The sequence below is a fragment of the Paenibacillus sp. QJM3NY_38 genome (genome assembly GCF_056173265.1).
Genome location: NZ_CM149665.1, coordinates 6214056 through 6235458 on the forward strand (window position 1 = coordinate 6214056; position 21403 = coordinate 6235458).

The 21403-nt window shown below is 48.8% G+C and carries 25 protein-coding genes, 1 pseudogene and 1 other annotated feature; of the genes and pseudogenes, 10 read left to right on the top strand and 16 right to left on the bottom strand.

What is annotated here, in order from left to right; translation table 11 throughout:
• Positions 1 to 23 precede the first annotated feature (23 nt).
• Positions 24 to 470, bottom strand: coding sequence for a hypothetical protein (locus AC0VZ8_RS28800; protein ID WP_216530823.1), 447 nt, complete (start codon positions 468 to 470; stop codon positions 24 to 26).
• Positions 471 to 650: 180 nt separating this feature from the next.
• Here AC0VZ8_RS28800 and AC0VZ8_RS28805 point away from each other — a divergent pair, with 180 nt between their 5' ends.
• Together AC0VZ8_RS28805 and AC0VZ8_RS28810 are read left to right on the top strand one after the other, a co-directional pair.
• Positions 651 to 1823: an MFS transporter gene (locus tag AC0VZ8_RS28805; RefSeq protein ID WP_071222379.1), complete on the top strand. Its 1173-nt coding sequence runs from the start codon at positions 651 to 653 to the stop codon at positions 1821 to 1823.
• Positions 1824 to 2255: 432 nt separating this feature from the next.
• A complete protein-coding gene (locus AC0VZ8_RS28810; protein ID WP_071222378.1) occupies positions 2256 to 2603 on the top strand; it encodes a toprim domain-containing protein in 348 nt (115 codons plus the stop codon).
• A gap of 75 nt (positions 2604 to 2678) precedes the next feature.
• Here AC0VZ8_RS28810 and AC0VZ8_RS28815 read toward each other — a convergent pair whose 3' ends face one another.
• The 3 genes from AC0VZ8_RS28815 to AC0VZ8_RS28825 form a co-directional block, all read right to left on the bottom strand.
• Positions 2679 to 3296, bottom strand: coding sequence for an SCO family protein (locus AC0VZ8_RS28815; protein WP_071222377.1), 618 nt, complete (start codon positions 3294 to 3296; stop codon positions 2679 to 2681).
• A 79-nt stretch (positions 3297 to 3375) separates the two neighbouring features.
• Complete coding sequence (gene cyoE / locus AC0VZ8_RS28820; RefSeq protein ID WP_475485214.1) at positions 3376 to 4314, bottom strand: heme o synthase; 939 nt, start codon at positions 4312 to 4314, stop codon at positions 3376 to 3378.
• 285 nt (positions 4315 to 4599) lie between these two features.
• A complete protein-coding gene (locus AC0VZ8_RS28825) occupies positions 4600 to 4818 on the bottom strand; it encodes an alpha/beta-type small acid-soluble spore protein (RefSeq protein WP_015737431.1) in 219 nt (72 codons plus the stop codon).
• Between the two features lie 121 nt (positions 4819 to 4939).
• On the opposite strand from AC0VZ8_RS28825, the gene AC0VZ8_RS28830 reads away from it, so the two are divergent.
• A complete protein-coding gene (locus tag AC0VZ8_RS28830; protein ID WP_164817467.1) occupies positions 4940 to 5107 on the top strand; it encodes a hypothetical protein in 168 nt (55 codons plus the stop codon).
• A 13-nt stretch (positions 5108 to 5120) separates the two neighbouring features.
• On the opposite strand, the gene trpS is transcribed toward AC0VZ8_RS28830, so the two are convergent.
• On the bottom strand, positions 5121 to 6107 hold the full coding sequence (gene trpS, locus AC0VZ8_RS28835; RefSeq protein ID WP_475485215.1) for a tryptophan--tRNA ligase: 987 nt from the start codon (positions 6105 to 6107) through the stop codon (positions 5121 to 5123).
• A 91-nt stretch (positions 6108 to 6198) separates the two neighbouring features.
• Positions 6199 to 6442: a binding site (T-box leader), on the bottom strand.
• A gap of 176 nt (positions 6443 to 6618) precedes the next feature.
• Between trpS and AC0VZ8_RS28840 the strand changes: the two genes are divergently transcribed.
• Both AC0VZ8_RS28840 and AC0VZ8_RS28845 read left to right on the top strand, forming a co-directional pair.
• The gene (locus AC0VZ8_RS28840; RefSeq protein WP_071222374.1) at positions 6619 to 7608 is read left to right on the top strand and encodes an aldose 1-epimerase; all 990 of its coding nucleotides are present in this window, start codon (positions 6619 to 6621) and stop codon (positions 7606 to 7608) included.
• Positions 7609 to 7817: 209 nt separating this feature from the next.
• The gene (locus tag AC0VZ8_RS28845; protein WP_007131961.1) at positions 7818 to 8039 is read left to right on the top strand and encodes an alpha/beta-type small acid-soluble spore protein; all 222 of its coding nucleotides are present in this window, start codon (positions 7818 to 7820) and stop codon (positions 8037 to 8039) included.
• Positions 8040 to 8132: 93 nt separating this feature from the next.
• Here AC0VZ8_RS28845 and AC0VZ8_RS28850 read toward each other — a convergent pair whose 3' ends face one another.
• Together AC0VZ8_RS28850 and AC0VZ8_RS28855 are read right to left on the bottom strand one after the other, a co-directional pair.
• On the bottom strand, positions 8133 to 8537 hold the full coding sequence (locus AC0VZ8_RS28850; RefSeq protein WP_071222373.1) for an O-methyltransferase: 405 nt from the start codon (positions 8535 to 8537) through the stop codon (positions 8133 to 8135).
• A gap of 287 nt (positions 8538 to 8824) precedes the next feature.
• Complete coding sequence (locus AC0VZ8_RS28855) at positions 8825 to 10618, bottom strand: M3 family oligoendopeptidase (protein WP_475485216.1); 1794 nt, start codon at positions 10616 to 10618, stop codon at positions 8825 to 8827.
• Positions 10619 to 10762: 144 nt separating this feature from the next.
• On the opposite strand from AC0VZ8_RS28855, the gene AC0VZ8_RS28860 reads away from it, so the two are divergent.
• Positions 10763 to 10948, top strand: a complete 186-nt coding sequence (locus tag AC0VZ8_RS28860) for a YycC family protein (RefSeq protein WP_071222371.1) — start codon at positions 10763 to 10765, stop codon at positions 10946 to 10948.
• Positions 10945 to 11176 (top strand): annotated as a pseudogene (locus AC0VZ8_RS28865) (hypothetical protein). Before AC0VZ8_RS28860 ends, AC0VZ8_RS28865 begins: the two are co-directional and overlap by 4 nt.
• A 78-nt stretch (positions 11177 to 11254) precedes the next feature.
• Here AC0VZ8_RS28865 and AC0VZ8_RS28870 read toward each other — a convergent pair.
• A complete protein-coding gene (locus AC0VZ8_RS28870) occupies positions 11255 to 11950 on the bottom strand; it encodes a DUF2225 domain-containing protein (RefSeq protein WP_233355083.1) in 696 nt (231 codons plus the stop codon).
• 57 nt (positions 11951 to 12007) lie between these two features.
• Entirely contained in the window at positions 12008 to 12385 is a 378-nt protein-coding gene (locus AC0VZ8_RS28875; RefSeq protein ID WP_071222368.1) for a globin domain-containing protein, read from the bottom strand.
• Positions 12386 to 12794: 409 nt separating this feature from the next.
• Here AC0VZ8_RS28875 and ylbJ point away from each other — a divergent pair, with 409 nt between their 5' ends.
• Together ylbJ and AC0VZ8_RS28885 are read left to right on the top strand one after the other, a co-directional pair.
• Positions 12795 to 14024: a sporulation integral membrane protein YlbJ gene (gene ylbJ, locus AC0VZ8_RS28880; RefSeq protein ID WP_475485217.1), complete on the top strand. Its 1230-nt coding sequence runs from the start codon at positions 12795 to 12797 to the stop codon at positions 14022 to 14024.
• 64 nt (positions 14025 to 14088) lie between these two features.
• Positions 14089 to 14892, top strand: coding sequence for an NAD kinase (locus AC0VZ8_RS28885; RefSeq protein ID WP_009591431.1), 804 nt, complete (start codon positions 14089 to 14091; stop codon positions 14890 to 14892).
• A gap of 60 nt (positions 14893 to 14952) precedes the next feature.
• On the opposite strand, the gene AC0VZ8_RS28890 is transcribed toward AC0VZ8_RS28885, so the two are convergent.
• Positions 14953 to 15498: a YutD family protein gene (locus tag AC0VZ8_RS28890; RefSeq protein ID WP_071222366.1), complete on the bottom strand. Its 546-nt coding sequence runs from the start codon at positions 15496 to 15498 to the stop codon at positions 14953 to 14955.
• Between the two features lie 27 nt (positions 15499 to 15525).
• The gene (lipA, locus tag AC0VZ8_RS28895) at positions 15526 to 16419 is read right to left on the bottom strand and encodes a lipoyl synthase (RefSeq protein ID WP_475485218.1); all 894 of its coding nucleotides are present in this window, start codon (positions 16417 to 16419) and stop codon (positions 15526 to 15528) included.
• A gap of 258 nt (positions 16420 to 16677) precedes the next feature.
• On the opposite strand from lipA, the gene AC0VZ8_RS28900 reads away from it, so the two are divergent.
• On the top strand, positions 16678 to 17724 hold the full coding sequence (locus AC0VZ8_RS28900) for a M23 family metallopeptidase (protein WP_397376769.1): 1047 nt from the start codon (positions 16678 to 16680) through the stop codon (positions 17722 to 17724).
• 106 nt (positions 17725 to 17830) lie between these two features.
• Here AC0VZ8_RS28900 and yunB read toward each other — a convergent pair whose 3' ends face one another.
• The 5 genes from yunB to AC0VZ8_RS28925 form a co-directional block, all read right to left on the bottom strand.
• On the bottom strand, positions 17831 to 18793 hold the full coding sequence (yunB, locus tag AC0VZ8_RS28905) for a sporulation protein YunB (protein WP_475485219.1): 963 nt from the start codon (positions 18791 to 18793) through the stop codon (positions 17831 to 17833).
• A 160-nt stretch (positions 18794 to 18953) separates the two neighbouring features.
• Positions 18954 to 19298 (bottom strand): ArsR/SmtB family transcription factor, encoded by a 345-nt coding sequence (locus AC0VZ8_RS28910; protein ID WP_071222362.1) that lies wholly within the window; start codon positions 19296 to 19298, stop codon positions 18954 to 18956.
• Positions 19299 to 19301: 3 nt separating this feature from the next.
• Positions 19302 to 19727, bottom strand: coding sequence for an SRPBCC family protein (locus AC0VZ8_RS28915; RefSeq protein ID WP_071222361.1), 426 nt, complete (start codon positions 19725 to 19727; stop codon positions 19302 to 19304).
• A 190-nt stretch (positions 19728 to 19917) separates the two neighbouring features.
• Positions 19918 to 20343: a DUF1801 domain-containing protein gene (locus tag AC0VZ8_RS28920; protein WP_475485220.1), complete on the bottom strand. Its 426-nt coding sequence runs from the start codon at positions 20341 to 20343 to the stop codon at positions 19918 to 19920.
• 233 nt (positions 20344 to 20576) lie between these two features.
• The gene (locus AC0VZ8_RS28925; protein WP_071222359.1) at positions 20577 to 21374 is read right to left on the bottom strand and encodes a TrmH family RNA methyltransferase; all 798 of its coding nucleotides are present in this window, start codon (positions 21372 to 21374) and stop codon (positions 20577 to 20579) included.
• Between the last annotated feature and the right edge of the window lie 29 nt (positions 21375 to 21403).

The following is a 21403-nucleotide window of genomic DNA, read 5'->3' on the forward strand; positions in this document are numbered from 1 at the left end:
CTTCCGATTGCGTTCTATCTTTTTTATTTAGAGGCCGTATTGCTCTTGGCATCGTCGATAAAGCTCTGAATTGTATCGTTGATATCCCACTTCCCTACCGAAACTCCGCGGAAAGTCACTTCAACCTCTTCGGAACCGGCGCTTCCTTTCAGCTCCAGATTGGGAGCTTTAATGGAGTAGGTACCGTCCTCATTCGAGGTATATTTCGCTTCCTTCGCTTCTTTCATCATCATGTTCAGCGCTTCTTTTTTTATCGTATCTACCGTTTCTTCCTTCACCGTGGTTACAACCTCGCCGATTTTATCTAAGGAAATCCCGCTGTACACTAACAATCCCACGATGATAAGTACGGCCAGCGCCCATTTAATGACGGTTCTCACTACGTTCAGCACAATAAACAAGACAATTAAGGCGATGGCAATGACCAGCCAGTTTTGTTTGAGAAATTCAATCCAGACCTGAGTATCCAATACAATTCACTCCCGTTCATCGTTTCAAAAGCGGCGGTTCATGGCCGTCTTATTAATTATACATGATACCCCGCAAAGCTGTCAGCCAACCGGGTCTTTTCACAAAAAGGTATAAGCTTGCCCTTTCGAACGTACAAGTAGTAGTAACAATATCAACTTGCCGGATAGGAGGGTGCCATATTGAAAACCGCTTTATGGCTCTATATGTTTTTGTTTCTGGCGTTTTTTGATTTGCATGCTCAGTATCCTGTACTGACGCCTTTTGCCATCTCTCTTGGCGCAGCCCCTACGTTTATCGGCTGGATGATGGGCATTTATGCTCTGACCCATCTGCCTGGCAATCTGCTTGCAGGCAATCTCATCGATCGGCACGGCAGCAGACGCTACATTATTTTTAGCTTAACCGCCGCTGGTGTGATCCTGCTGCTCCAGGCTCATGTCCAATTGCCCTGGCAGCTGCTCGTGCTCCGCTCGATCAGCGGATTCGTTCTGGCCTTTTTGTCACCGGCCTGTCTGGCACTGCTTGCGTCACTCTCCCGGGATCCTGTTACGCAAGGCAAATATATGTCCGGTCATGGCGTAATACACACTCTTGCCTCTGTCTTGTCCCCGGCCGCCGGCGCTTTCATTGTAGCCAAAGCAGGATTTTCCGGTACATTCCAGAGTCTGGGCTGGCTTTTGATTTTCACCGGTTTGATGGCGTTTCTCAGTCTCCCGAAACCTCTGTCAGCCACTGCTAAGGATAAAGGTCAGGCTGCTGTTCCGATCAACAACGGGGCACCGGCGCGGCTTCCTTTTAGCTTGCGCTTATATTTGATTCCGTTTGCTATCGCATGCTCTCAAGGAATCCTGTTTTTTGAAATACCGCTGCGAGAAAGCGGGCTGGCAAGCATTATGTCCACCGGACTTCTATTCTCCGTCATTAGCCTTGGAGCTTTGGTCACATTAAGCATGCTGTTTCTTAATCGTTATGCGCCCCATATCAGAGTAGCCATCGGCGTATTGGGGCTGGCGATTTGCTTCTACGCTCTGGCCGCAGCTCATCATGTACCGATTATGATCATCCTGTTTGCACTCGGGCTAGCTAAAGGATTGCTGTTTCCGGCGTTATCCTCATTGTTCATCGAGCTAAGCGGCGGAGGCAGACTCGGGAAGGTATTCTCATTTCAATCCATCGCCATGTCGCTTGGTTCCTTTGTCGGCCCGATTGCGGCTGGACAGCTTCGAACGGTGGTGTCACCTTATTTCATCGCGTTTCTGATGCTGATGACCGTTCTGCTGCTGCTCCCCAAACGCAATCGTGAAGCCCCTTTAACGGCCATCTCACCGGAAGCCCCAATCTCAACCGTCTAAGGAAGCTGTACCTGCTTGAGTCAGCGCCCAAAAAGATGCGGATGGGCCAACACACAGTCCATTTGGGTAAATCCACATAAGATACAGTGTGGCAAATGACCACGTACATCTAACCAAGGGGTGAAGTAATCATGAGTCATGTTCATCATCATAAACATTGTCATACAGGAGGCCATGGAAATTCTGTAGGGATGGTTCTTGTATTGTATATTCTGCTCGTCATTATCTTGAGCTGTTTCTACTAGAATACATGGGTTAACCTTGTTGCGGCCATCCAGTGGATGGCCGTTTATTTTGCCTGCTTTGCATGATCGGCAAGAAACAAGTTACACTATACATACACCATTCGACATAACCATCATTCGACGGCGGATTATCATTTCCCGGGGAATGCCGCCAAGGATCTCCGTATCATGACAGAGGTGAAAAAAGATGCCGATATTCATCATCGTAGAGGGCAAGAACGACAGGAGTCGACTACGCCGATTGCTGACATCAGATATAACCATCTTGTGCACGTTCGGAACGTTAAACACCGCCAAGCTTGAAAGCCTTCATAAACAGGTGAAGGATCAAGAGGTCTATCTTTTTATGGATAACGACAGCTCCGGCAAGAAAATTCGCGGTGCCCTGCGCGACATCTTTCCTGATGCCGAACAGATTTATACGCGCCGGGGTTACGCCGGAGTTGAAGGAACGCCTGACGAGTACCTGATTGCCCAGTTAGAGAAGGCCGGGCTGGAAGAGTTCATCATTTACCCGCCTCCTGCTGAATTCTGATGACCTTGTTTTAAAATAATAAAAAGGCGTCTCCATCCTTAACGATAGAGCGCGCCTTTTGGTTTTGCCTATAGGTTATTCCTTAATTAAAGACTTAATGTCCTTCACAATATCCTCGGTCTTCACTTGGGCCGGGTCTGCTGCATTATAAGTCTTCCGAATATTGTTATCCCGGTCAACCAATGCAATGGAATTGCCATGCGTGAAATTTGTCGAGTTATTGCCGAGCAGCGGGATTTTGAAAGAGTCCTGCATCAGCTTCCGTGTTTCCTCCTGATCTCCACGAAGGAAGTACCAGCCGCTATAATCAGCATAGAAACGGTCCCCGAATTCCTTAATCTTCTCTTTTGTATCGGTTTCCGGGTCAAAGGAAATGGACACGAAGTTAACCTCTTTACCGAAGAGGCCCTCTTTCTTCAAGTCTTCCTGTATTTGCGAAAGTACCAGTGTCGTAATCGGGCATACATCCGGGCAGCTGGTGAAATAGAAGTACATAAGCTTCACCTTGCCTTTGGTATCATCCGATGTGATCGTCTTTCCATCCACATTCTCCATGGAATAAGCGGCAACCTCACGAACTATAGGAAACTTTTCTTTTCCGAATCCCAGCGAATTGTATACCAGGTAAATAGCTGCTATTACACAGACAGCGAGTAGTACCCAAGTCCATTTGTAACGTTTGAATGCATTCATGACCTTCCCCGTTCTCCCTTCGTCTCAGGCAATCCCTGTTCTTATCAGGTTAAGTGTAGCGTTTAAGCCCTTCCACCTATTAAAAGGTGGTATTGAGTATGAGAACGATCAGGCTCAAGGTCAAGTAGTTGATGGAGATAATAAATACCTTTTTGGACCAAGCTTCATCGTCCTTGGCACGGAAACCTTGGAGTGCGGCGTAGAGCCACCAAACAGCCAGGAAGAGTCCGATAACCAGAAAGAAAATACCGGCGTACCCATACGTGTACATCAGAATAGGGATCGGAATAAGCAGCACCAGGTAAGGAATCATCTGATACTTCGTGCGTTTAATTCCTTTAACAACCGGCAATAACGGGAAGCCCGCTGCGCGATACTCTTCAACGCGGCGAATGCCCAGCGCCCAGAAATGTGGCGGCTGCCACAGAAACAGAAGTGCGAACAGCAGCACTGCAGCCATATCTACGCTTCCTGTCACGGCCACATAGCCGATCACCGGAGGCATCGCTCCGGAAATAGCGCCTACCGATGTGCTCCATGTTGATGAACGCTTTAACCATAATGTGTATACCACAACGTATACGAACATTCCGATCGCTCCGAATATCCCTGCCAATACCCCTGAGAACAGGAATAACATAGCTAGTCCAACGATCCCAAGTATGATGGCATACCAAAGAACAACCTTAGGTGTCAGCCGTCCGGTTGGAAGTGAGCGATTCCGTGTGCGCTCCATCTTCATGTCGAGCTCTCTGTCGAAATAGTTATTGAAAACACAGGACGAAGCCATAACAAGCACGGTTCCGAGAAGTGTCATAATCATCAATCCAAATTGGATATCCCAACGCGATGCTAGCCAAAATCCGGCAAAAGCCGCTATCAAATTTGACCGGATGATTCCGGGCTTCGTCACCGTGATAAAATCTTTCCAAGTCCCCGCCTTATCGGGAGGTGCAGGCGCTGCCGAGGCAAGTGCTGCGGATTCTGAAGGAGCCTGGTATCTCAAGTGATTATCCACGTGTAAACGTTCCTCCTTGTATCTGTCGTTATGGAGGAAGTACTGCCTCCGCTATAAAGTTTATCATATCATTAGTAAAAAGTGTTTAGCAATCCTTCGGAATTCGATCCATCTATATGACAATTCAGTGACATTTGGAAGCGATCTATTCTTGACGTTATGCCGTTGTTTAAGGCACAATTTGTCTATGTAGCAAAGGTGAGTGTCGATCCCGTAATATGAATACAAAGCCCGGAGCGCAATGATAGCGCTCCGGGCTTCCATACTCACGTTATGAGAAAGAGATTACAGCGTGCGGCCAGACCCCGAAAGAGCCTGTTCAGCTTGCTGTACCAAACGTTTTGTAATGTATCCACCCAGGGATCCTGTTTCACGGGAAGTATAGTTACCATAGTAACCGTCCTGAGGAATCGTTACGCCTAGTTCTTGAGCAGCCTCGAGTTTCAAACGTTGTAATGCTGCAGTAGCTTGAGGTACAACCAAATTGTTGCTGCGGCGTGCCATATTAAATATCTCCCTTCACTGAATGTCTGTTATTCCAGTGCAAGCTTGCAAACTTATTATGGCTCCTTCTTGCAACGTTATACGTATTTTTTGAATTTTTATCTTTGGAGGTTTTTTTCATATGAGTAAAGGCTTATCCCTATGGTTCGCGGTCTCTTCCATCGTCCTGTTGACCGCCTCCGCCATATCCATCAGCTACAACGGATTTCTGGCCGTCGGTCTGGCGCTGCTCTCCATCCTCAACATAGGCTGGGGATTCATTATCAAGTCCAAACGCAGGCCTTCTTAAGGAAGCACCCTGCTTATTTACGAGCCAGAAAGCCCATCTTGTCCTTGACGCCATCCAGTATTTGAGCCGCAGTCTTCTGTGCCTGCTCTGCTCCCTTGGCCAGAATGTCATGGATCTCACCGGTTTGGCGAATTTCGTAGTATCTGTTTTGAAGTGGTTCCAGAGCGGCTACTACAACTTCGCCAAGCTCCTTCTTGAATGCCCCGTACATCTTTCCTTCAAAACGCGCCTGTACTTCCTGCAGGGATACTCCGGAGCACTCGGAATAAATGCTCATCAGATTGCTAACCTCTGGTTTAGCGGACGGATCATAGACCACTTCGGCCCCGGAGTCGGTTGTAGCCCGGCTGATTTTCTTGCGGATTTGATCCGGCGTATCCAGCATCGCAATATAACTGCCCTCAACCGGATTACTTTTGCTCATCTTTTTAGAAGCATCGTCCAGCGACATAATTCGTGCGCCTACCTCCGGAATGAACGGTTCCGGCATATTGAAGTAGGAGCCAAACCGATGGTTGAACCGTGCAGCTAAATCGCGCGTGATTTCCAAATGCTGCTTCTGGTCATCCCCTACCGGTACCAGATTGGCATTATACAGCAATATGTCTGCAGCCATGAGCGCTGGGTAGACAAACAAACCGGCTCCTACGGAATCTTTCCCCTCCGATTTGTCCTTGAATTGTGTCATTCGTTCCAATTCGCCCATATTGACCATCGTTGTCATGATCCATCCCAGCTCAGCATGCTGAGGAACATGGGATTGAAGAAAAATATTAGCACGGTTCGGGTCGATTCCGGCTGCAACGTACAGTGCCGCAACCGATTCGGAGCGATCTCTAAGCGAGCTTGGCTCCTGCGGTATCGTAATGGCATGCAGATCGACGACCATAAAGTAACAATCATGCTCATCTTGGAGCTTAACAAAATTTTTAATGGCTCCGATGTAGTTGCCCAGTGTCAAATTGCCGCTCGGCTGAATTCCCGATAATACAGTTTTCATGACTAGCCCTCCATTTATTTACAATATTCTTTTAATCCAAAGTCTGCCCCGCTCAAGGAATTATATATGAACGCAAAAAGGCCTCACATCCGCAAGGGACGTGAGACCGTGGTGCCACCCTAATTCGCTGCAGTAAACTCTAATACTTAAGCTGCAGCCTTCCATTCTTGTAACGGAGAATACCCGGCCGGCATATTAAGGAATATCAGTATAATCCCTGTTCAGCCTGGCACTCAAAGGTCCATTCAGCAAAGCGGATCCACCGGTTCACATCAACCACCGGCTTTCTGAAGGATGGGCCGCACCTGCTTACTTGTCCTTGTCATCGTGTTTCAATCATTTTGGATCACTATTACATGCAATGATAAAACTCTTGCTCTCCCTTGTCAATTCCATTTTGGAATCAAGTCGTCCGATGTTTTGAAGCATTTCTTATACCCTTTCCACAAAAATCTGTTATGATGTGGTTAATCGTCCAGACCATGATTTCTGTTAGTAAAGGAGCATCGATATGAATCAAGTGACCAAAGGCCAGTGGAATGGTTACGACACCTATATTTTAAACAGCGGCCGTCTTGAAGTGACTCTCCTTCCTCGTCTAGGTAACAATGTCATTGGAATTAAAGACCTTGAAAATTCACGCGAAATCCTTCGAAAACCAGATGAAAGTGAGCTTGCCTTCTATCTTCAGAAGCCCTATCACTTCGGCATCCCGATGCTCATTCCGCCAGGCCGGATTTCCAAAGGCCAGTTTGAGTACGGCGGAACATCGTATCAATTTGATCAAAATACCGCGAACGACAATCATATCCATGGTCTCCACCGATCACAGGCTTGGTGTGTCAGCGACATAGAGGAAGATGATGATGGGTGCGCCGTTTCGACAGAGTTCATATCATCGGATGATCCGAAATGGATCGCCCAATTCCCAGTACCGCTGAAGCTGGAAATGACCTTCCGTCTTCAGGGCGCCCGCTTATCGCAGAGTCTTCGTGTAACGAATCTGGGTTCCAGCCCTGTCCCGTTCGGGATGGGTTACCATACGTGGTTCCTGCTTGATGGTGAGCCACATCGCTGGACGCTGGATCTGCCGGTAGAGGGTATTTATACCTTGAATAATGAACTGATCCCAACCGGAGATTTTTCACCGCTTGGCCATCTGGAACAACTGAATTCCGGACTAAACCTGAAGGAAGCCGACCTGGATACGATATTAAAGATTCCAGAGGGCAAACCGGCTGAAGCCATGCTTCAACGGGATGATGGTTATCAAATTCATTATTCGGCTGACCGCGCCTTTTTCAAGCATTGGGTGCTCTATACGAAAGGCGTCGCTGAGGACTTCCTTTGCATCGAGCCGTATACCTGGCTTCCGAACGCGCCCAATTTGAATCTGCCGAATGAAGAAACCGGACTGATTCATCTGGAACCGGGGCAGACCGTGAACCTGAATACCCAGATCAGCATCCAAAAAACAACACCCGAGGCGGAGCAAGGGTAATAGCAAATCCCCGGTGAACCATAAGATCTTCATATACTTAATGTTTCAACAAGAGCAGCCCTTTGTTTCAAAGGGCTGCTCTTGTTTGTCTAGATAACGACAATTTCATTCGGATAATTTTACCAGCGAATGATCTGCCTCCAGCACGAATGAGATTCCTAGGATTCAGTCATAATATCCACATACAACATCAAAGGAGGTGACATGACATGGCTCAAGGTCGTTCTTCTAACAATCTTGTCGTACCTCAAGCAACTGCAGCTCTTCAACAATTGAAAGTAGAAGCTGCTCAAGAACTGGGTGTGACGCTTCCACAAGACGGTTACATGGGTAACTATACTTCCCGTGAAACAGGTTCTTTGGGAGGTTACATCACCAAACGTCTGGTTCAATTGGCTGAGCAGCAATTATCGGGTCGTTCGAACCTGTAATTCGCATCTCTTCCCTCCAGCCGTAATTAGAAAGAGGCGATCTTCTCCCCAAAGATCGCCTCTTTCGTTATATGTTCTATATGATAAATGATTTCAGGATTCCGAAGCAGCTTCGGCATATGTATTACGAGGGTACCGAATCATCAAGTTTGCCATGTTATAGTTGGATTCAAGGACAGCATCTACAACAACAATGCCTTGTCGTACCATAAATTCATAACTGATTTCGCCGTGTGTCCAGTGGCGTTTATGTTTCAGACTTTCAAGCGCCATCGTACGAAAAGAGAATTGTTGAGCTTCACTTAGCCCCTCCTCAAGTGGAGCTATGACTCCGTTACGCCCAGCCAATGGATTGTGCCGTATGCCAAATTTACCAATTACATTATTTCGTATTTGTACAAATACTGTCCCTGAACTAAGACCTCCCAACTCTTCTTCCAGCTCTTTAAAAACGATGTCCAATTGTCTAGCCAGTGATAATTGATCTAGTTTTACCATCTCTTCTCCCCTCCTTTATTAGTAAATCTTCCCTATTATTAGGGCTTATGACTCATTATAGGGTAAAGGAATCAATGTATCAACAATATTCAACACATTTGGGTATTTATTACTAAAATTGCACAAATAATTTAGGTTTTGGCCCCTTTTTTGCGTCAACTTTCATTCTTTTACGACAAAAAAAGAAGCCCGAATCGGGCTCCTCCATAGGTTGGAAATTGCATGTATTGAGAGGTAAACGTCCTCCAAGGAAATTCTTATCTGTTATTCCGATGATAATCAACAAATCACGCCATATGCTCCGTCATTTGCAGGAATTGTCTAATGTCGGATACGCAGGAATCTGCTGCACTCTGCCAGAAATCGCGCTGGGTCAGATCCACATTCAGGTGTTTCTTCGCCAGATCCTCCACGGACATCACGCCGGTGTCACGAAGAAGGGCATCATATTTGTCCGCAAAGCTCGGCCCTTCTTCCAATGCCCGAACATAGAGGCCCGTACTGAACATATAACCGAAGGTGTACGGGAAATTATAGAACGGCGTCCCGGTAATATAGAAATGAAGCTTGGATGCCCAGAAATGCGGATGGTATGATGTCAGAGCATCACAATAGGCTTCCTTCTGCGCTTCCACCATCAATTCCGATATTTCCTCGCTGCTGAGCAGACCGCTCTTCCGCTTGTCATAGAATCGAGTTTCGAACAAGAAGCGTGCATGAATATTCATAAAGAAGGCTACGCTGTTCTGAATTTTCTCTTCCAGCAGGGCCAGCTTTTCTTCTTCGCTGCCGGCTCCCTTCACCATCGCATCAAAAACAATCATTTCGGCAAATGTAGATGCCGTCTCGGCAACATTCATCGCATATTTTTGGTTAAGCACCGGAATTCCGCCCATCAGATGCTGATGATAGGCATGGCCGAGCTCATGAGCCAGGGTCGAAACGTTCGAGGCCGTTCCGCCAAACGTCATAAAGATTCGGGTCTGGCCGCTTGCCGGGAAGGAGGTACAGAAACCGCCAGGGCGCTTGCCGGGACGATCCTCCACCTCAATCCAGCTCTTGTCGAACGCCATTTGCGAGAAATCAGCCAATCTCGGGCTGAACTTGCGGAATTGCTCCACAATGTTAACAGCTGCATCGTCATATGAGATTTTGGTTGCGGATGTGCGCAGCGGGGCATCTACATCAGTCCAAGACAAACCTTCCAGACCAAGCAGCTTCGCTTTGCGGTTCAGGTATTCCACAAGCACCGACTTCGTGTCTTGGATGACCGCCCACATGGTATCCAGGGTCTCACGGCTCATTCGGCCAATCGCGAGCGGCTCCTTCAAGACATCCTCCCAGCCGCGGTTCTCGTACAGCTTCAGGCGGTAGCCGGATAAATGGTTAAGGGTATCCGCACAGTAATCAGCGGAGTCTCCCCATGCCTGCTCCCACTTTTCAAACATGGATTGACGTACTTCCCGGCGAGGATCATGCATTTTATTAAATGCCTGTCCTGCGGACAACATGACCGTCTTACCGTCTTCCTCATAGGGGATTTGGATTTTCTTAACGATGGTATCGTAGAACTCTCCCCATCCATGATAACCGTCTACGCCAAGCGATAGAGCCAGGCTCTCTAACTCGGGACTCATCTTGTCTTTGGCGAGATTACGGCTTTCGTTCAATACGAAATCAAGCTCGGACACCTTATCCGTACCGGTCCAAGCCGTCCAGAGTTCGTCATTCATACCACGGAGAACGTTATCGAATTGGTTCTTAACCGATTGCAGGGTCGCGGACAACGACGTTACCCGTCCGGATAATTGAACCGCCTTCTTGTCATTCACATTCTGCGCGGTCAGGCAGCCCACGAATGCAGAGACTTCACGGATGCGGGCATAGGCACTCTGAAACTGCTCAAGGAAGCGCTCAAGGCTGGATGCGCCCTCCATGGTTTCCGGAACGGTCAATGCTTTAACGGTTTGCTGAAGATTATGTACATCCTGCTCAAGTGCCTCAAGAAAGCTCACGAGCTGCGGTGAGGAAGAGCCTCCGGGAAATATCGATTCCAAATCCCAAGTTTGTTGAAGTGCCATTGAACATTCATCACCTTTCAAAATAAAATATGAATTCAAGCGGAATACCATTTGTGTGGACTTAGGGAAAAGTGTATAACTATATATAACTCAATTTGTGTTATCACTGTAACAATCAATTTACTGCTGGAGGAGCTAGAAGCCATGAGACCTTTGCAAATATCACCGGAGACGGCGGTTACACTGTCCAAGCAGCTGGGCGTTCCGCTGGAACAGCTGATGCATATGCCTCAGCATATATTAATGCAGAAAATTGCCGAGCTTGCCAAGAATGAAGAAGCGAAAGCAACGAAAAAAGACGATGAGTCACCATCATCGGAGAACTCATGATTCCTTTTTCCAATACTTGGCCCTATGATGTCGTTGGAAACGACGTATATGTACACAGCTGCCCATTCTGCGGAACCGACAATGTATTGCTGCCGATGAAACCCAAAGAGCTGATAAGCGTAAGGGAAGGGAAAAAGAAGCTGCTGATCTTCCCCTGCTGCCACAACAAAGTAACCGTGCTGGACAGCGATATTCGACTACTTGCTCACGGATCAGCGATTACGCTGATTTTGCCGTAGAGCATGAGTTTAGCTATTCGTGTTAGTCCAACAGCCTGCTGACCCACCCTTCAGCGGGCTATTTGCATTATGACTCTGCCTTGAGTGCCTCGTTCTTCTGCTCCCGTATCTGCTCGGATATCAGCTTCCATTGCTCTCTGGATGCGCGTATCATCGCGGCGTCCATAATCTTGTCATCCTGGACCACTCTGGAGAACCATTGAACCGCCTCCTGAAACTGTCCCAGCCTGCGGTGGATCTCTCCGATCAGATACAGCAGCCTAGCATCATTCGCCCCTACCCCTTCCAGCTCGAACACTCGAACATAGGATTCCAGGCTATAACTCAAGAACCGCTTCTCTTGATCCTCGTTGCCCTGATACCGGTACAGCCAAGCGATATGATGCAGCAGGCTGGCCACAATGCGATCCCGCTCCCCGATGACTTGGGCGCAGAGGAGAGCCAGCTTGTACGACTCCAGAGCATCCTCCAGATTACGCGAGCCGCCCATATCCCTCTTCTCCCAGCGGCATCCGACTTGCTCGTGAAAGAGCGCCTTCTGCCGTTCGTTCAATTTCAGGGTCGAGTTTTCCGTGGAGGCAAAACCGCATTCAGGACAGATCCGCACCACGTAAAAATCGGGATTCTCCGATTTATAATAAGCGCAAAAATCCGTATCGGTACGGTATGCCTTTTTAAAGCTGGGTCTTACCCTGGATGTTTCATATTCATGCTCACAGTGCGCGCAAACCACCTTGATGGAATACAAGGGTTCCAATTTCACGCCATTCGCCATCCCTTCATTCGTGTCTAATTCCTGTTTCGTAATAGGTCTTTGGAACTAAGGAGTATTCACGAAATGGTGGGCGGGGCCGGACAGACGCTGCAGCACAAAATCACGTAATTCATCCTCCACGCCAATTTCGATTAGGGCTCCTGCCATGCAGCCAAGCCATTCTTCGGCATGGCGATCCGTAATCGGGAATTTCATGTGCCTGGCCCGCATCATCGGATGTCCGAATGCTTCCGAGAACAAGGCTGGGCCTCCAAAAAACTGGCTCAAGAACATATATTGCTTCTCCATCACCGGCATAATATCTTCCGGAAACAATGGCGAAAGCAGCTCATTTTGCTGCACTCTCGGATAAAAAGCTTCGACGAGCGAACGTACACCCTCGGCACCCCCGAGGTTATCATAGATGCTTAAGTTCGGATTCATATCCGCTAATCTCCCATCTTTTTTATGTTACGCTTTCGATTGGATGTACCTATCCATTATACCAAAAAAACAACAAAAAAAGGCGCTAAGCAATGGTTAGCACCTTTTAGAACTTATTAATAACTGCGCCAGTCCTCTTCACTCTGGACGAGAGAAGCACGTATAACATAAACGAAGGCGCATACTAGGATACCTGCGACTATGCTCATGATCATCACTCCATCCAAACATAATACGAAAGATGTGCTTTGATGTTTTTTATTATAGCACAAGATCCCCGAAAATAAAGCATAATTGTAACCGCTTTCTCATGTTTTTTATACTGTTTGTCCTATATCTTGCATAGATTTTTAACAACGGACCTATATTTCCATCATTCACATCGATGCCAGGGGGCGTATTTCTTATTATGACCATGAAAAAAATGGGCTGGCTCTTGCTCGTGACGGCACTGCTCAGCGTAATTGTCCTAATGGCTTTATTTCCCGAAGCGGCGCTTCAATCCGCACTCCGTGGCCTGTCGATATGGTGGGACGTGCTGTTCCCTTCCCTGTTCCCGTTCTTTGTTATTTCCGAGGTGCTGCTGGGGTTCGGCGTAGTCCACCTGATTGGCACGCTCCTGGACCCTATGATGAGACCGTTATTTCGTATTCCGGGGGCCGGAGGATTCGTTGCAGCAATGGGATATGTTTCAGGATACCCGGTCGGTGCCAAATTAACCGCCAAGCTATGGGAACAAAAAATGGTAAATCGGGAGGAAGGTGAGCGGCTTGTCGCTTTCACCACCTCTTCTGACCCTATATTTCTAATTGGTGCCGTCTCCATCGGCTTCTTTCATGACCCCAAGATCGGTTTGATCCTTGCCTTGTCCCATTATGGCGGAGGTTTCCTTGTGGGGTTGATTATGAGATTTCATGGCAGGCATGAATCCAAAACAGCAACCGATTCACTCCGCCTGTCCCAGGCTAATACAAGCAGACTCAAGTCCGCCCTCCATGCTATGCATGCGGCGCGTGAGCAGGATGGCCGGGACCTCGGCACCCTGTTAAAACAAGCGATACAATCATCGCTTCAGCTTATTATCGTCGTCGGCGGGCTAGTGGTTTTCTTCTCCGTGTTTCTTGAACTCTGGACCCGCGCCGGTGTTATGCCTGCGCTGACTGAAGTCATCAGTTTGCTGTTATCTCTGGTTGGGATGCCTGAATCCTTATCCACTGCCATCGTAGGCGGATTATTTGAGGTCACACTCGGTGCCCGATATGCCGGGGAAGCGGGGGCTGCAATTCCATTGCCATACAAAGCGGCGGCGGCGGCCTTTATATTGTCATGGGGCGGCTTGTCCGTCCATGCCCAGATCATTAGCATCCTGAACTCTACCAACCTCAGATATTTCCCTTTTGTCATTGCAAGACTGATTCATGGTGTGATTGCCGCGGTCGCTGTATTGCTGCTGTGGAGAAGTGTCATGGGATCTTCGATACCGACCATGGCCCTTCCGGCTGTTTCGGATTCCGCCCTAAACGGGTATACCCATATTATGGCGGCTTTCTGCATCCTGCTCGGTTTCCTGATTGCGGTTGCGTTGTTTATTCAGATCATTCGAGGACTGCAGCAGAAAATCCGCAAATTCCCAAGGTGAACATTGTGTTCTTCTCCAAGATTGATTATCATCTTTATATAACCTTACAAAGGAGCTTATCAACTTGAGATATTATGTTCTGGACCGCGGTGACCCATTGTCTGTCGAGCTGACCCAGCAATTTCACAAGCTGGCGGAACAGCGGGGGTTTGTGCTGGATGCAGAATCTCCGGAGATTGTGGTCTCGATCGGCGGAGACGGTACGATGCTGCATGCTTTCCATACTTTTATAGACCGTATTCCTGACCTCGCTTTTGTCGGTGTCCACACGGGCCACTTGGGATTCTATGCTGATTGGAAGGCCGATGAACTGACAGAGCTAATTGATCATATGAGCGGGGAAGGCGAACACGGCAACGTGAAGCCGCGCCTCGTCAAGTACCCCCTGGTTCAACTGGAAATTCATAAGAAATCAGGAACGTCCTCTTACATTGCTTTAAACGAATTCACGCTTAAAGGCGTTGACGGTACCGTTGTCGCGCAGATTGACATCAACGACGTAACCTTTGAGATGTTCAGGGGAGACGGGATTTGCGTGTCCACCCCATCCGGCAGCACGGCTTATAACAAAAGTGTCGGCGGAGCGATGGTGCATCCTTCCATCGATGCTCTGCAGATCGCGGAAATCGCCTCGATTAACAATCGGATTTTCCGTACGCTGGGCTCACCGCTGCTCCTGCCTAAGCATCATCATTGTGATATATTCTCGCGTAAAGAACAGCGTCTGCTGCTAACTATCGATCATGTGAATATCTCGATTGACGACCTCGTATCCGTGCGCTGTCAAGTGGCGGAACAGCAGGTCAGTTTTGCACGCTATCGGCCGTTCCCGTTCTGGAATCGTGTCCGTGATGCATTTCTTGGCTAATATTAAGAAGAACGACTACCTAACAAAAGAACGGCCACCATTACTGGTGACCGTTCTTTTTTATTGCGCCTGTTCAGCCGGAGGATTAGGCTCCTTGGAAGGCTTTGCGTCCTTTTCTTTGGATTCCTTAGGATCGCGTGGCTCGCGTCTGGATTCCTTCGCTTCGCGCCGCTCGCGTTGGTCCTTGTGCTCCTTGCCCGGTTTGGGGCCATCCTGCTGGGTTTCCTTGCTTCCCTTCGCTTCCCCTTCCCCCTCACCCTGGGTTTCCTTGGGGGATGATTCACGAATCTCTACAGGCTCTTTGGAATTGGCATGGTCTTTGTTATCCTTCTGCTCCTTGGTTTTCTGAAGCACGAAGTGAGCACAACCAAAATTGCAGTATTCGTTAATGTAATCGGACATGCTGGAGAAGGTAGAGTCCTTGGCAGCTTTAGGATGATTATCCCGATAGAAACCTTTAAGCCGAAGCTGATTGTAACCCCAGTCTCCCACGATGTAGTCATAACGGTCCAGCACCTCGCTGTACCGCTCCCGGAAAGCTTCCAGATTCCAGCCGTTTCGATGGTCCTTTAACACTTCATAACTTTTGTTTCCGATAACGATCATTGAAAGCTTCCCCTGCCTTTCCAAAGGTTAAGACTGCACGGTCTCTTCCTTGTTGCGTTCTGCAGATTTCACTTGCTCGTGTGCATGATAGGAGCTGCGCACCAGAGGACCGGACTCCACGTGGCTGAATCCGCGCTTCATTCCCTCTTCCTTCAAGATCGCAAACTCCTCCGGCGTATAGTATTTTTCCACATTCAGATGCTTTGGCGAAGGCTGCAAATATTGGCCGATCGTCATGATATCGCAACCCACCGAACGCAGGTCGTCCATCGCTTCCAGAATCTCATGCCATTGTTCGCCGACACCTAGCATTATGCTGGATTTGGTCGGAATCTCCGGCTGCATCGCCTTGGCATTCTTCAGCAATTGCAAGGAACGGGTGTACTTGGCCTTGGCACGTACCCGATCCGACATTCGCTCGACCGTCTCAATGTTATGGTTCAGAATGTCCGGCTTCACATCCATTACGATCTTAAGCGCTTCTTCGCTGCCCATAAAATCCGGAATCAGCACTTCCACAGAGCATAACGGCAGACGTCTGCGAATGGCTTTAACCGTTTCAGCGAATATGTAGGCCCCGCCATCTTTCAGATCATCCCGTGCTACGCTTGTTACTACGCAGTGACGCAGGTTCATCTGTTCCGCCGCTTCCGCTACGCGTTCCGGCTCCTGAAGATCCAGTTCCGTTGGAAGACCCGTGTTGACAGCGCAGAATCGGCAGGCGCGGGTACAAATATCACCCAGGATCATGAAGGTTGCCGTACGGTTAGCCCAGCATTCATAAATATTCGGACAGCGAGCCTCTTCACACACCGTGTGCAGTGTCTTGGATCGCATCATGCTTTTGATTTCTTTATAATTATCGCCAGTAGTCAGCTTGATTCGAATCCAGTCAGGTTTTGGCTGTTTGGTTTTAGACAAAGAAAAAACCTTCTTTCGAATTTATTGATGTAACTCAAGACATACCCCATCGTTTGCTGTCCCATATTATATCATGAAAACCATCATATTACTTGTTTCGCATCGATATGAGATTAATCTAGTTGCGGCATGGATAAAAATCCTTGTTTCGATTCACCCTACAGTGTAGGCATGACTGTCCGTCCTTAATTATGACAATCCAAAAGGAAGGAGAAGGACACATTGAGGATTTTCCAACCATTGAGCGCAAGCGGTATTATGATTCGCTGCACTGCTGCAGCTGTGGCTGCCTTGACAGCTGCCTGCTGCATGTGCGGGCCTGTGTCCGCATCCGCCTCTGTTGCGGTCAGCACCGCTGACGATACGGTGAAAACATCGGATGTTAACGCCATTTTTGCAGACCGGAAGTCGTTATATGATGAGATTTCCACCGTTACCCAAATTCCTTGGTATCGCCTGGCTGCCATTGACCAGTATGAACGGACACTAACTAGAGTCCACCCCAAGGATCGCAAACATCCGGACCGGACGCTCGGAATCTTCATCCCCTCCACAAGATGGGCCGGGGCGTTAAATCCCAATCAGGAAGATGTAAATCCGACGTCGATCAGCGTGTTTTCCGGCATCGGGCTGGATGGGGATGGAGATGGCAAGGCGGATCCGAATAATGATATCGACCTGCTATATACCGTTGCGGCAAGGCTCGCCCCCTACGGTCATGCTGCCGATGACTTCAGCATCGGACTCTGGTCATACTACCAGAATACGCGGGCTGTTCAGCGCGTCATGCAATACGCCAAAATGTACGAAACCTTTGGAAAGCTGGACTTGTTTGACCATGCATTCCCTCTCCCAGTCAAAAGCAACTATTCCTACCGAAGCACATTTGGCATGGGACGCAACTGGGGAGGCAGAAGGGTTCACGAAGGAACGGATTTGTTTGCCTCATACGGAGTCCCCGTTCGAAGCACCTGTTACGGCGTTGTCGAAATCAAGGGCTGGAATAAATATGGCGGGTGGCGCATCGGCATCCGTGATTTGAACAATCATTACCACTATTACGCCCATCTGCAAGGCTTTGACAAAGGAATCTCGCTCGGGGATGTCGTTAAGCCGGGTCAAACCCTTGGCTGGGTTGGGAGCTCCGGTTATGGCAAGCCGGGAACCCAAGGCAAGTTCCCTCCACACCTCCATTACGGCATCTACCGGGATACCGGATTGACCGAATGGGCATTCGATCCTTACCCGCTGCTGAAACACTGGGAAATGGAAGAAAAACGCTCGAAGAAAAAAACGCGCTCCTGAGTTCAACCCAGGGGGCGCGTTTTCTCCGTTAAGGACCTCCATAACTGCGAAGTGAATCATGGAGCAGGCTTCCATATGCTGGCGCCAAATTAATGAATCAGCGCTCTTAGCCTCCAGTGTTGTTTTCCCCCGTCTGCCCGGATAAGTCTGCTCCGCCAGGTGAAGGTTTTAGAGGTGTCGTTGTTCCATCTGGAGGATTCGTCGGCGGAGTTACAGGCGAGATTTCCTGCTCCGTATTATGGCTATTCTCATTGGTAACGGGCGGCGGTATCGCTATGCTCGGCGCGCTTGCCTTATTCTCGCCGACGGCCTTTCCTTGCCCGTCATAATAATACATCGGCACATCGCCGACCACGAGCAGATAAGAAATGGGAATATCGGTTTCCACAATCTGCGGCTCCATGTCAAAAGGAACGACAACCGCTACCTCTGTTACAATGTGGACGAATACCTCCACCAAAATCATATTAATGCCCGCACCCTGCTGCCTGGTATCCAGTTGAACCTTCACCGCTCCCTGCGGTTCGATCTTCAAAGGAATTTGCGGACCGAATGAAGCGATAATCGGGCTTTTCAGCACCTGTCCCAAGGGAATTTGCTCCTTACGCTTATGAATATCGTCCAGTGTGCTCTGAACAACCTCCGTTGTATGGGACGTGATTTTTAAATGCTCGGCATAATTCAGCATGAATCCCGTCACTTTGCCCGAGCTGTCCGTTTTCCAGTTGACCAGATTATCGAAATCCTTGCCCTGCGTCACCTGAGAGGTGATCGCTTTATTGATGGCTTCAGTGGCAATCTGTTTAACCCTGATTTGGGCTAAATGCATGATCGGCGGCCGCAGATTCTGCTCAATATACATAAAAAACTCAACGATCCCAAACACAAGGAGCAGAGCGCCGATCAGCCACCACTTTTTCGTGCTTCGTCTTTTGGCAGCCTGAGGACGCCCTCGGCTCTGCGGTACGGGCCGAAAGCCTCTGCGTGGTGGTTTATAAGCTCTCCTTGGTTTAGGCCACGACAGCGACGGAAAGGCCAAACGCCTGCTTCCCCATCTCTTTCGTCTCATGCTTGGTCCCCCCTATTTACGCCCCGAGGAGCATGTTTACCATGGCAAGCTCTCCTGTATAGAGGGTATGCGGACAAACGGCAAAAAAGAAGAGCAAGGATGGGATCCTCACTCTTCTTCCTTATGGATATTCAATTTCAAGAAAGACGGCAAAGAGGATCTACTTGTCGTTCTTTGGATTGTCTTCTTGATCCTCCACATAATATTTCAGCATCGACAGTTTATTCTCCCAGAAGCGGTCGAAATAAGCGAGCCAATCCTTTAATTCCTTAAGCGGTTCGGCATCCAGCCGATAGCGCGTTTCGCGTCCAACCTTGCGGTCCTGCACAAGGCCCGCTTCCCCCAGAATTCGGAGATGCTTGGAGACGGCAGTCCGCGTCATGGAGAAGTGCCCTGTAATTTCTTTAACCGGCATTTCCTTATCACTTAACAAGCCAAGCAGCTTACGGCGTGTCGGATCTGCGATAGCTTGATAAACATCATGCTTCGGAGCGGCTTGCGACATGGATTAGGCCTCAACGTATCCCGCAAGCTTCTGAACAATGCCTGCCCAGCCGTTGTCCATACGGCCCCGCACGATATCGTGTGCTTCCCCGAACTCGGTCACTTGATCCGCTGTCCATCCGCCGTGAATGAGCGTAAATTCCGTATGATCTCCCTGCTGTACCAGTTCGAACGTAACACTCCAATCCTTGCCCCAGTTAAAAGATAAGCGGTTAGGCTCGTCAATAAGCGTGACCTTGCATGGTGAATTGCCGAAAGGGCCTGCATTCAATTGAAACTCAAAGCCTTCCACCGGCTCAAAATTGTTAGGCATAAACCAGGCTGAAATTCCTTCAGCCGTTGCCACGGCTTTCCACACCTTCTCGATGGGTGCTTTCAGCACCAGCGTATGACGAATATCCGGCAGCTTGCCGTTTGATGGGTTGTCCATATCACATAAACCTCACTCATGTTTAATATTATGAAACCGTTTGGTTTCCCTTATTGCATTATAGGACACCAAACGGTTTTACGTCAAATAGCAATATTCACCTGTACCCAATCAGCACACCCTATTGTCCAGCCTCCCTTAAAGCCTCGTAAACCAGGCAGCTTGCCGGCTTCTCATGGCCTAGAGCTCGCTAGGACTGAGCCGGGTAGGTCTTGTTCAAGAAGGCAATCGATTCGCAAATCAGCTGCTTTAGGACTTCCACATCAATATCCGCCACTTTATTAATATACACGCAGCCTTTCCCGGCCGTATGTTTACCGAAACTCGGCAACAGCTCCTCCCGCTTCTCATCGCCCGGCGCAAAATACAGGCTGATCTTCGCCTTGCGCGGCGAGAAACCTACCAACGGTGCATCGCCTTCGTGCCCGGTAGCGTAGCGGTAATGGTAGGAGCCGAAACCGATGATGCTAGGGCCCCACATCTTGGCCGGAAAACCGCTCGTCTCCTCAAAAATCTCCAGCAAACGATAAGCATCCTCCCGTTTTTTTGGCGAATCCACTTGCTCTATAAACTCCACCACGCTGTGATCCGTTTCTTTTGTTTTTTGCTCGTACATTGGGGTTTAACTCCTTTCGAGTACTCCTGTTATTATGACCAGCCTTATCAAAAATAAGAAAAACCTCATCGACGTTCTTGTTAGAAAACAGACCGTATTTAGAGGAAGCTTCCTTGCGATATAAGGAGGTAAACCTCTAATGCTTACTTATCTCTTAAATAAAAAAAAAGCCGGAGATGATTAGCCATTGATTTCTAATCACTTCCAGCTTCGTCGAGGAGCCGCTCCGGTCTTTATTGTCCTGCATATTCTCTTTGCCGTAAAGCCTCGTACATCAGCACCGACGCTGCCATAGCCGCGTTCAACGATTCGGCTTTCCCGGGCATGGGAATACGGATCGCATCGTCCACGAGTTCCGCAACCTCAGGTGAGACACCGCGCCCTTCGCTCCCAATCACGATCCAGCTTGTCCCTTTGAAATCATACTCGAAGCAGGAATGTTTCCCTTCCAGCAGGGTTGTAACCAATCGGGCCCCCCGTTCCCTGGCTTCCGGCAAAATGCTTAGCAAATCGCCTTCGAGCACCGGTAGGTGAAACAGGGATCCCATGGTAGAGCGCAGCGTCTTGGGGTTGTACAAATCCGCGCAGCCGCGTCCCAGAACCACGCCAGCAGCCCCTACGGCATCTGCGCTTCGTATGATGGTTCCTACATTCCCCGGGTCCTGAAGACCGTCCAGAACGATGACCAATCCGTTCTCGCGCAAGATCAGGTCCTGCCATTGACGTGCTTCTTTGCGGACCACGGCAAACACCTGCTGCGGTGACGGCGTGTCACTGACCTTCGAGATGACGGCATGGGATACGCCAATCCATTCAGCACCTTGTCCTGTATCCGATATATGACGAAGTTCCTGGGGAATGCCCTTCTCCACATCATACGCAACACACTCGATGTCCACTCTGGATGACAGGGCTTCCTGTACGAGATGAATGCCTTCCACCACATACTTGTTCTGCTTGTCTCGATGTTTTTTCTCCTGAAGCTGTGCCCAGCCCTTCACTCTGGCATTCTGCGGCGATAGTATCTCCATGGTTAATCCATCCGTTCTTTACTTATATA

What these genes read in the sequence shown, in the direction of transcription:
- AC0VZ8_RS28810 (WP_071222378.1), top strand. Translation starts at nt 2,256, where the DNA reads ATGCCGATATTCATCATCGTAGAGGGCAAGAACGACAGGAGTCGACTA.
- AC0VZ8_RS28815 (WP_071222377.1), bottom strand. Translation starts at nt 3,296, where the DNA reads ATGAATGCATTCAAACGTTACAAATGGACTTGGGTACTACTCGCTGTC.
- AC0VZ8_RS28825 (WP_015737431.1), bottom strand. Translation starts at nt 4,818, where the DNA reads ATGGCACGCCGCAGCAACAATTTGGTTGTACCTCAAGCTACTGCAGCA.
- AC0VZ8_RS28830 (WP_164817467.1), top strand. Translation starts at nt 4,940, where the DNA reads ATGAGTAAAGGCTTATCCCTATGGTTCGCGGTCTCTTCCATCGTCCTG.
- trpS (WP_475485215.1), bottom strand. Translation starts at nt 6,107, where the DNA reads ATGAAAACTGTATTATCGGGAATTCAGCCGAGCGGCAATTTGACACTG.
- AC0VZ8_RS28840 (WP_071222374.1), top strand. Translation starts at nt 6,619, where the DNA reads ATGAATCAAGTGACCAAAGGCCAGTGGAATGGTTACGACACCTATATT.
- AC0VZ8_RS28845 (WP_007131961.1), top strand. Translation starts at nt 7,818, where the DNA reads ATGGCTCAAGGTCGTTCTTCTAACAATCTTGTCGTACCTCAAGCAACT.
- AC0VZ8_RS28850 (WP_071222373.1), bottom strand. Translation starts at nt 8,537, where the DNA reads ATGGTAAAACTAGATCAATTATCACTGGCTAGACAATTGGACATCGTT.
- AC0VZ8_RS28855 (WP_475485216.1), bottom strand. Translation starts at nt 10,618, where the DNA reads ATGGCACTTCAACAAACTTGGGATTTGGAATCGATATTTCCCGGAGGC.
- AC0VZ8_RS28860 (WP_071222371.1), top strand. Translation starts at nt 10,763, where the DNA reads ATGAGACCTTTGCAAATATCACCGGAGACGGCGGTTACACTGTCCAAG.
- AC0VZ8_RS28875 (WP_071222368.1), bottom strand. Translation starts at nt 12,385, where the DNA reads ATGAATCCGAACTTAAGCATCTATGATAACCTCGGGGGTGCCGAGGGT.
- ylbJ (WP_475485217.1), top strand. Translation starts at nt 12,795, where the DNA reads ATGACCATGAAAAAAATGGGCTGGCTCTTGCTCGTGACGGCACTGCTC.
- AC0VZ8_RS28890 (WP_071222366.1), bottom strand. Translation starts at nt 15,498, where the DNA reads ATGATCGTTATCGGAAACAAAAGTTATGAAGTGTTAAAGGACCATCGA.
- AC0VZ8_RS28900 (WP_397376769.1), top strand. Translation starts at nt 16,678, where the DNA reads ATGATTCGCTGCACTGCTGCAGCTGTGGCTGCCTTGACAGCTGCCTGC.
- yunB (WP_475485219.1), bottom strand. Translation starts at nt 18,793, where the DNA reads ATGAGACGAAAGAGATGGGGAAGCAGGCGTTTGGCCTTTCCGTCGCTG.
- AC0VZ8_RS28910 (WP_071222362.1), bottom strand. Translation starts at nt 19,298, where the DNA reads ATGTCGCAAGCCGCTCCGAAGCATGATGTTTATCAAGCTATCGCAGAT.
- AC0VZ8_RS28915 (WP_071222361.1), bottom strand. Translation starts at nt 19,727, where the DNA reads ATGGACAACCCATCAAACGGCAAGCTGCCGGATATTCGTCATACGCTG.
- AC0VZ8_RS28920 (WP_475485220.1), bottom strand. Translation starts at nt 20,343, where the DNA reads ATGTACGAGCAAAAAACAAAAGAAACGGATCACAGCGTGGTGGAGTTT.
- AC0VZ8_RS28925 (WP_071222359.1), bottom strand. Translation starts at nt 21,374, where the DNA reads ATGGAGATACTATCGCCGCAGAATGCCAGAGTGAAGGGCTGGGCACAG.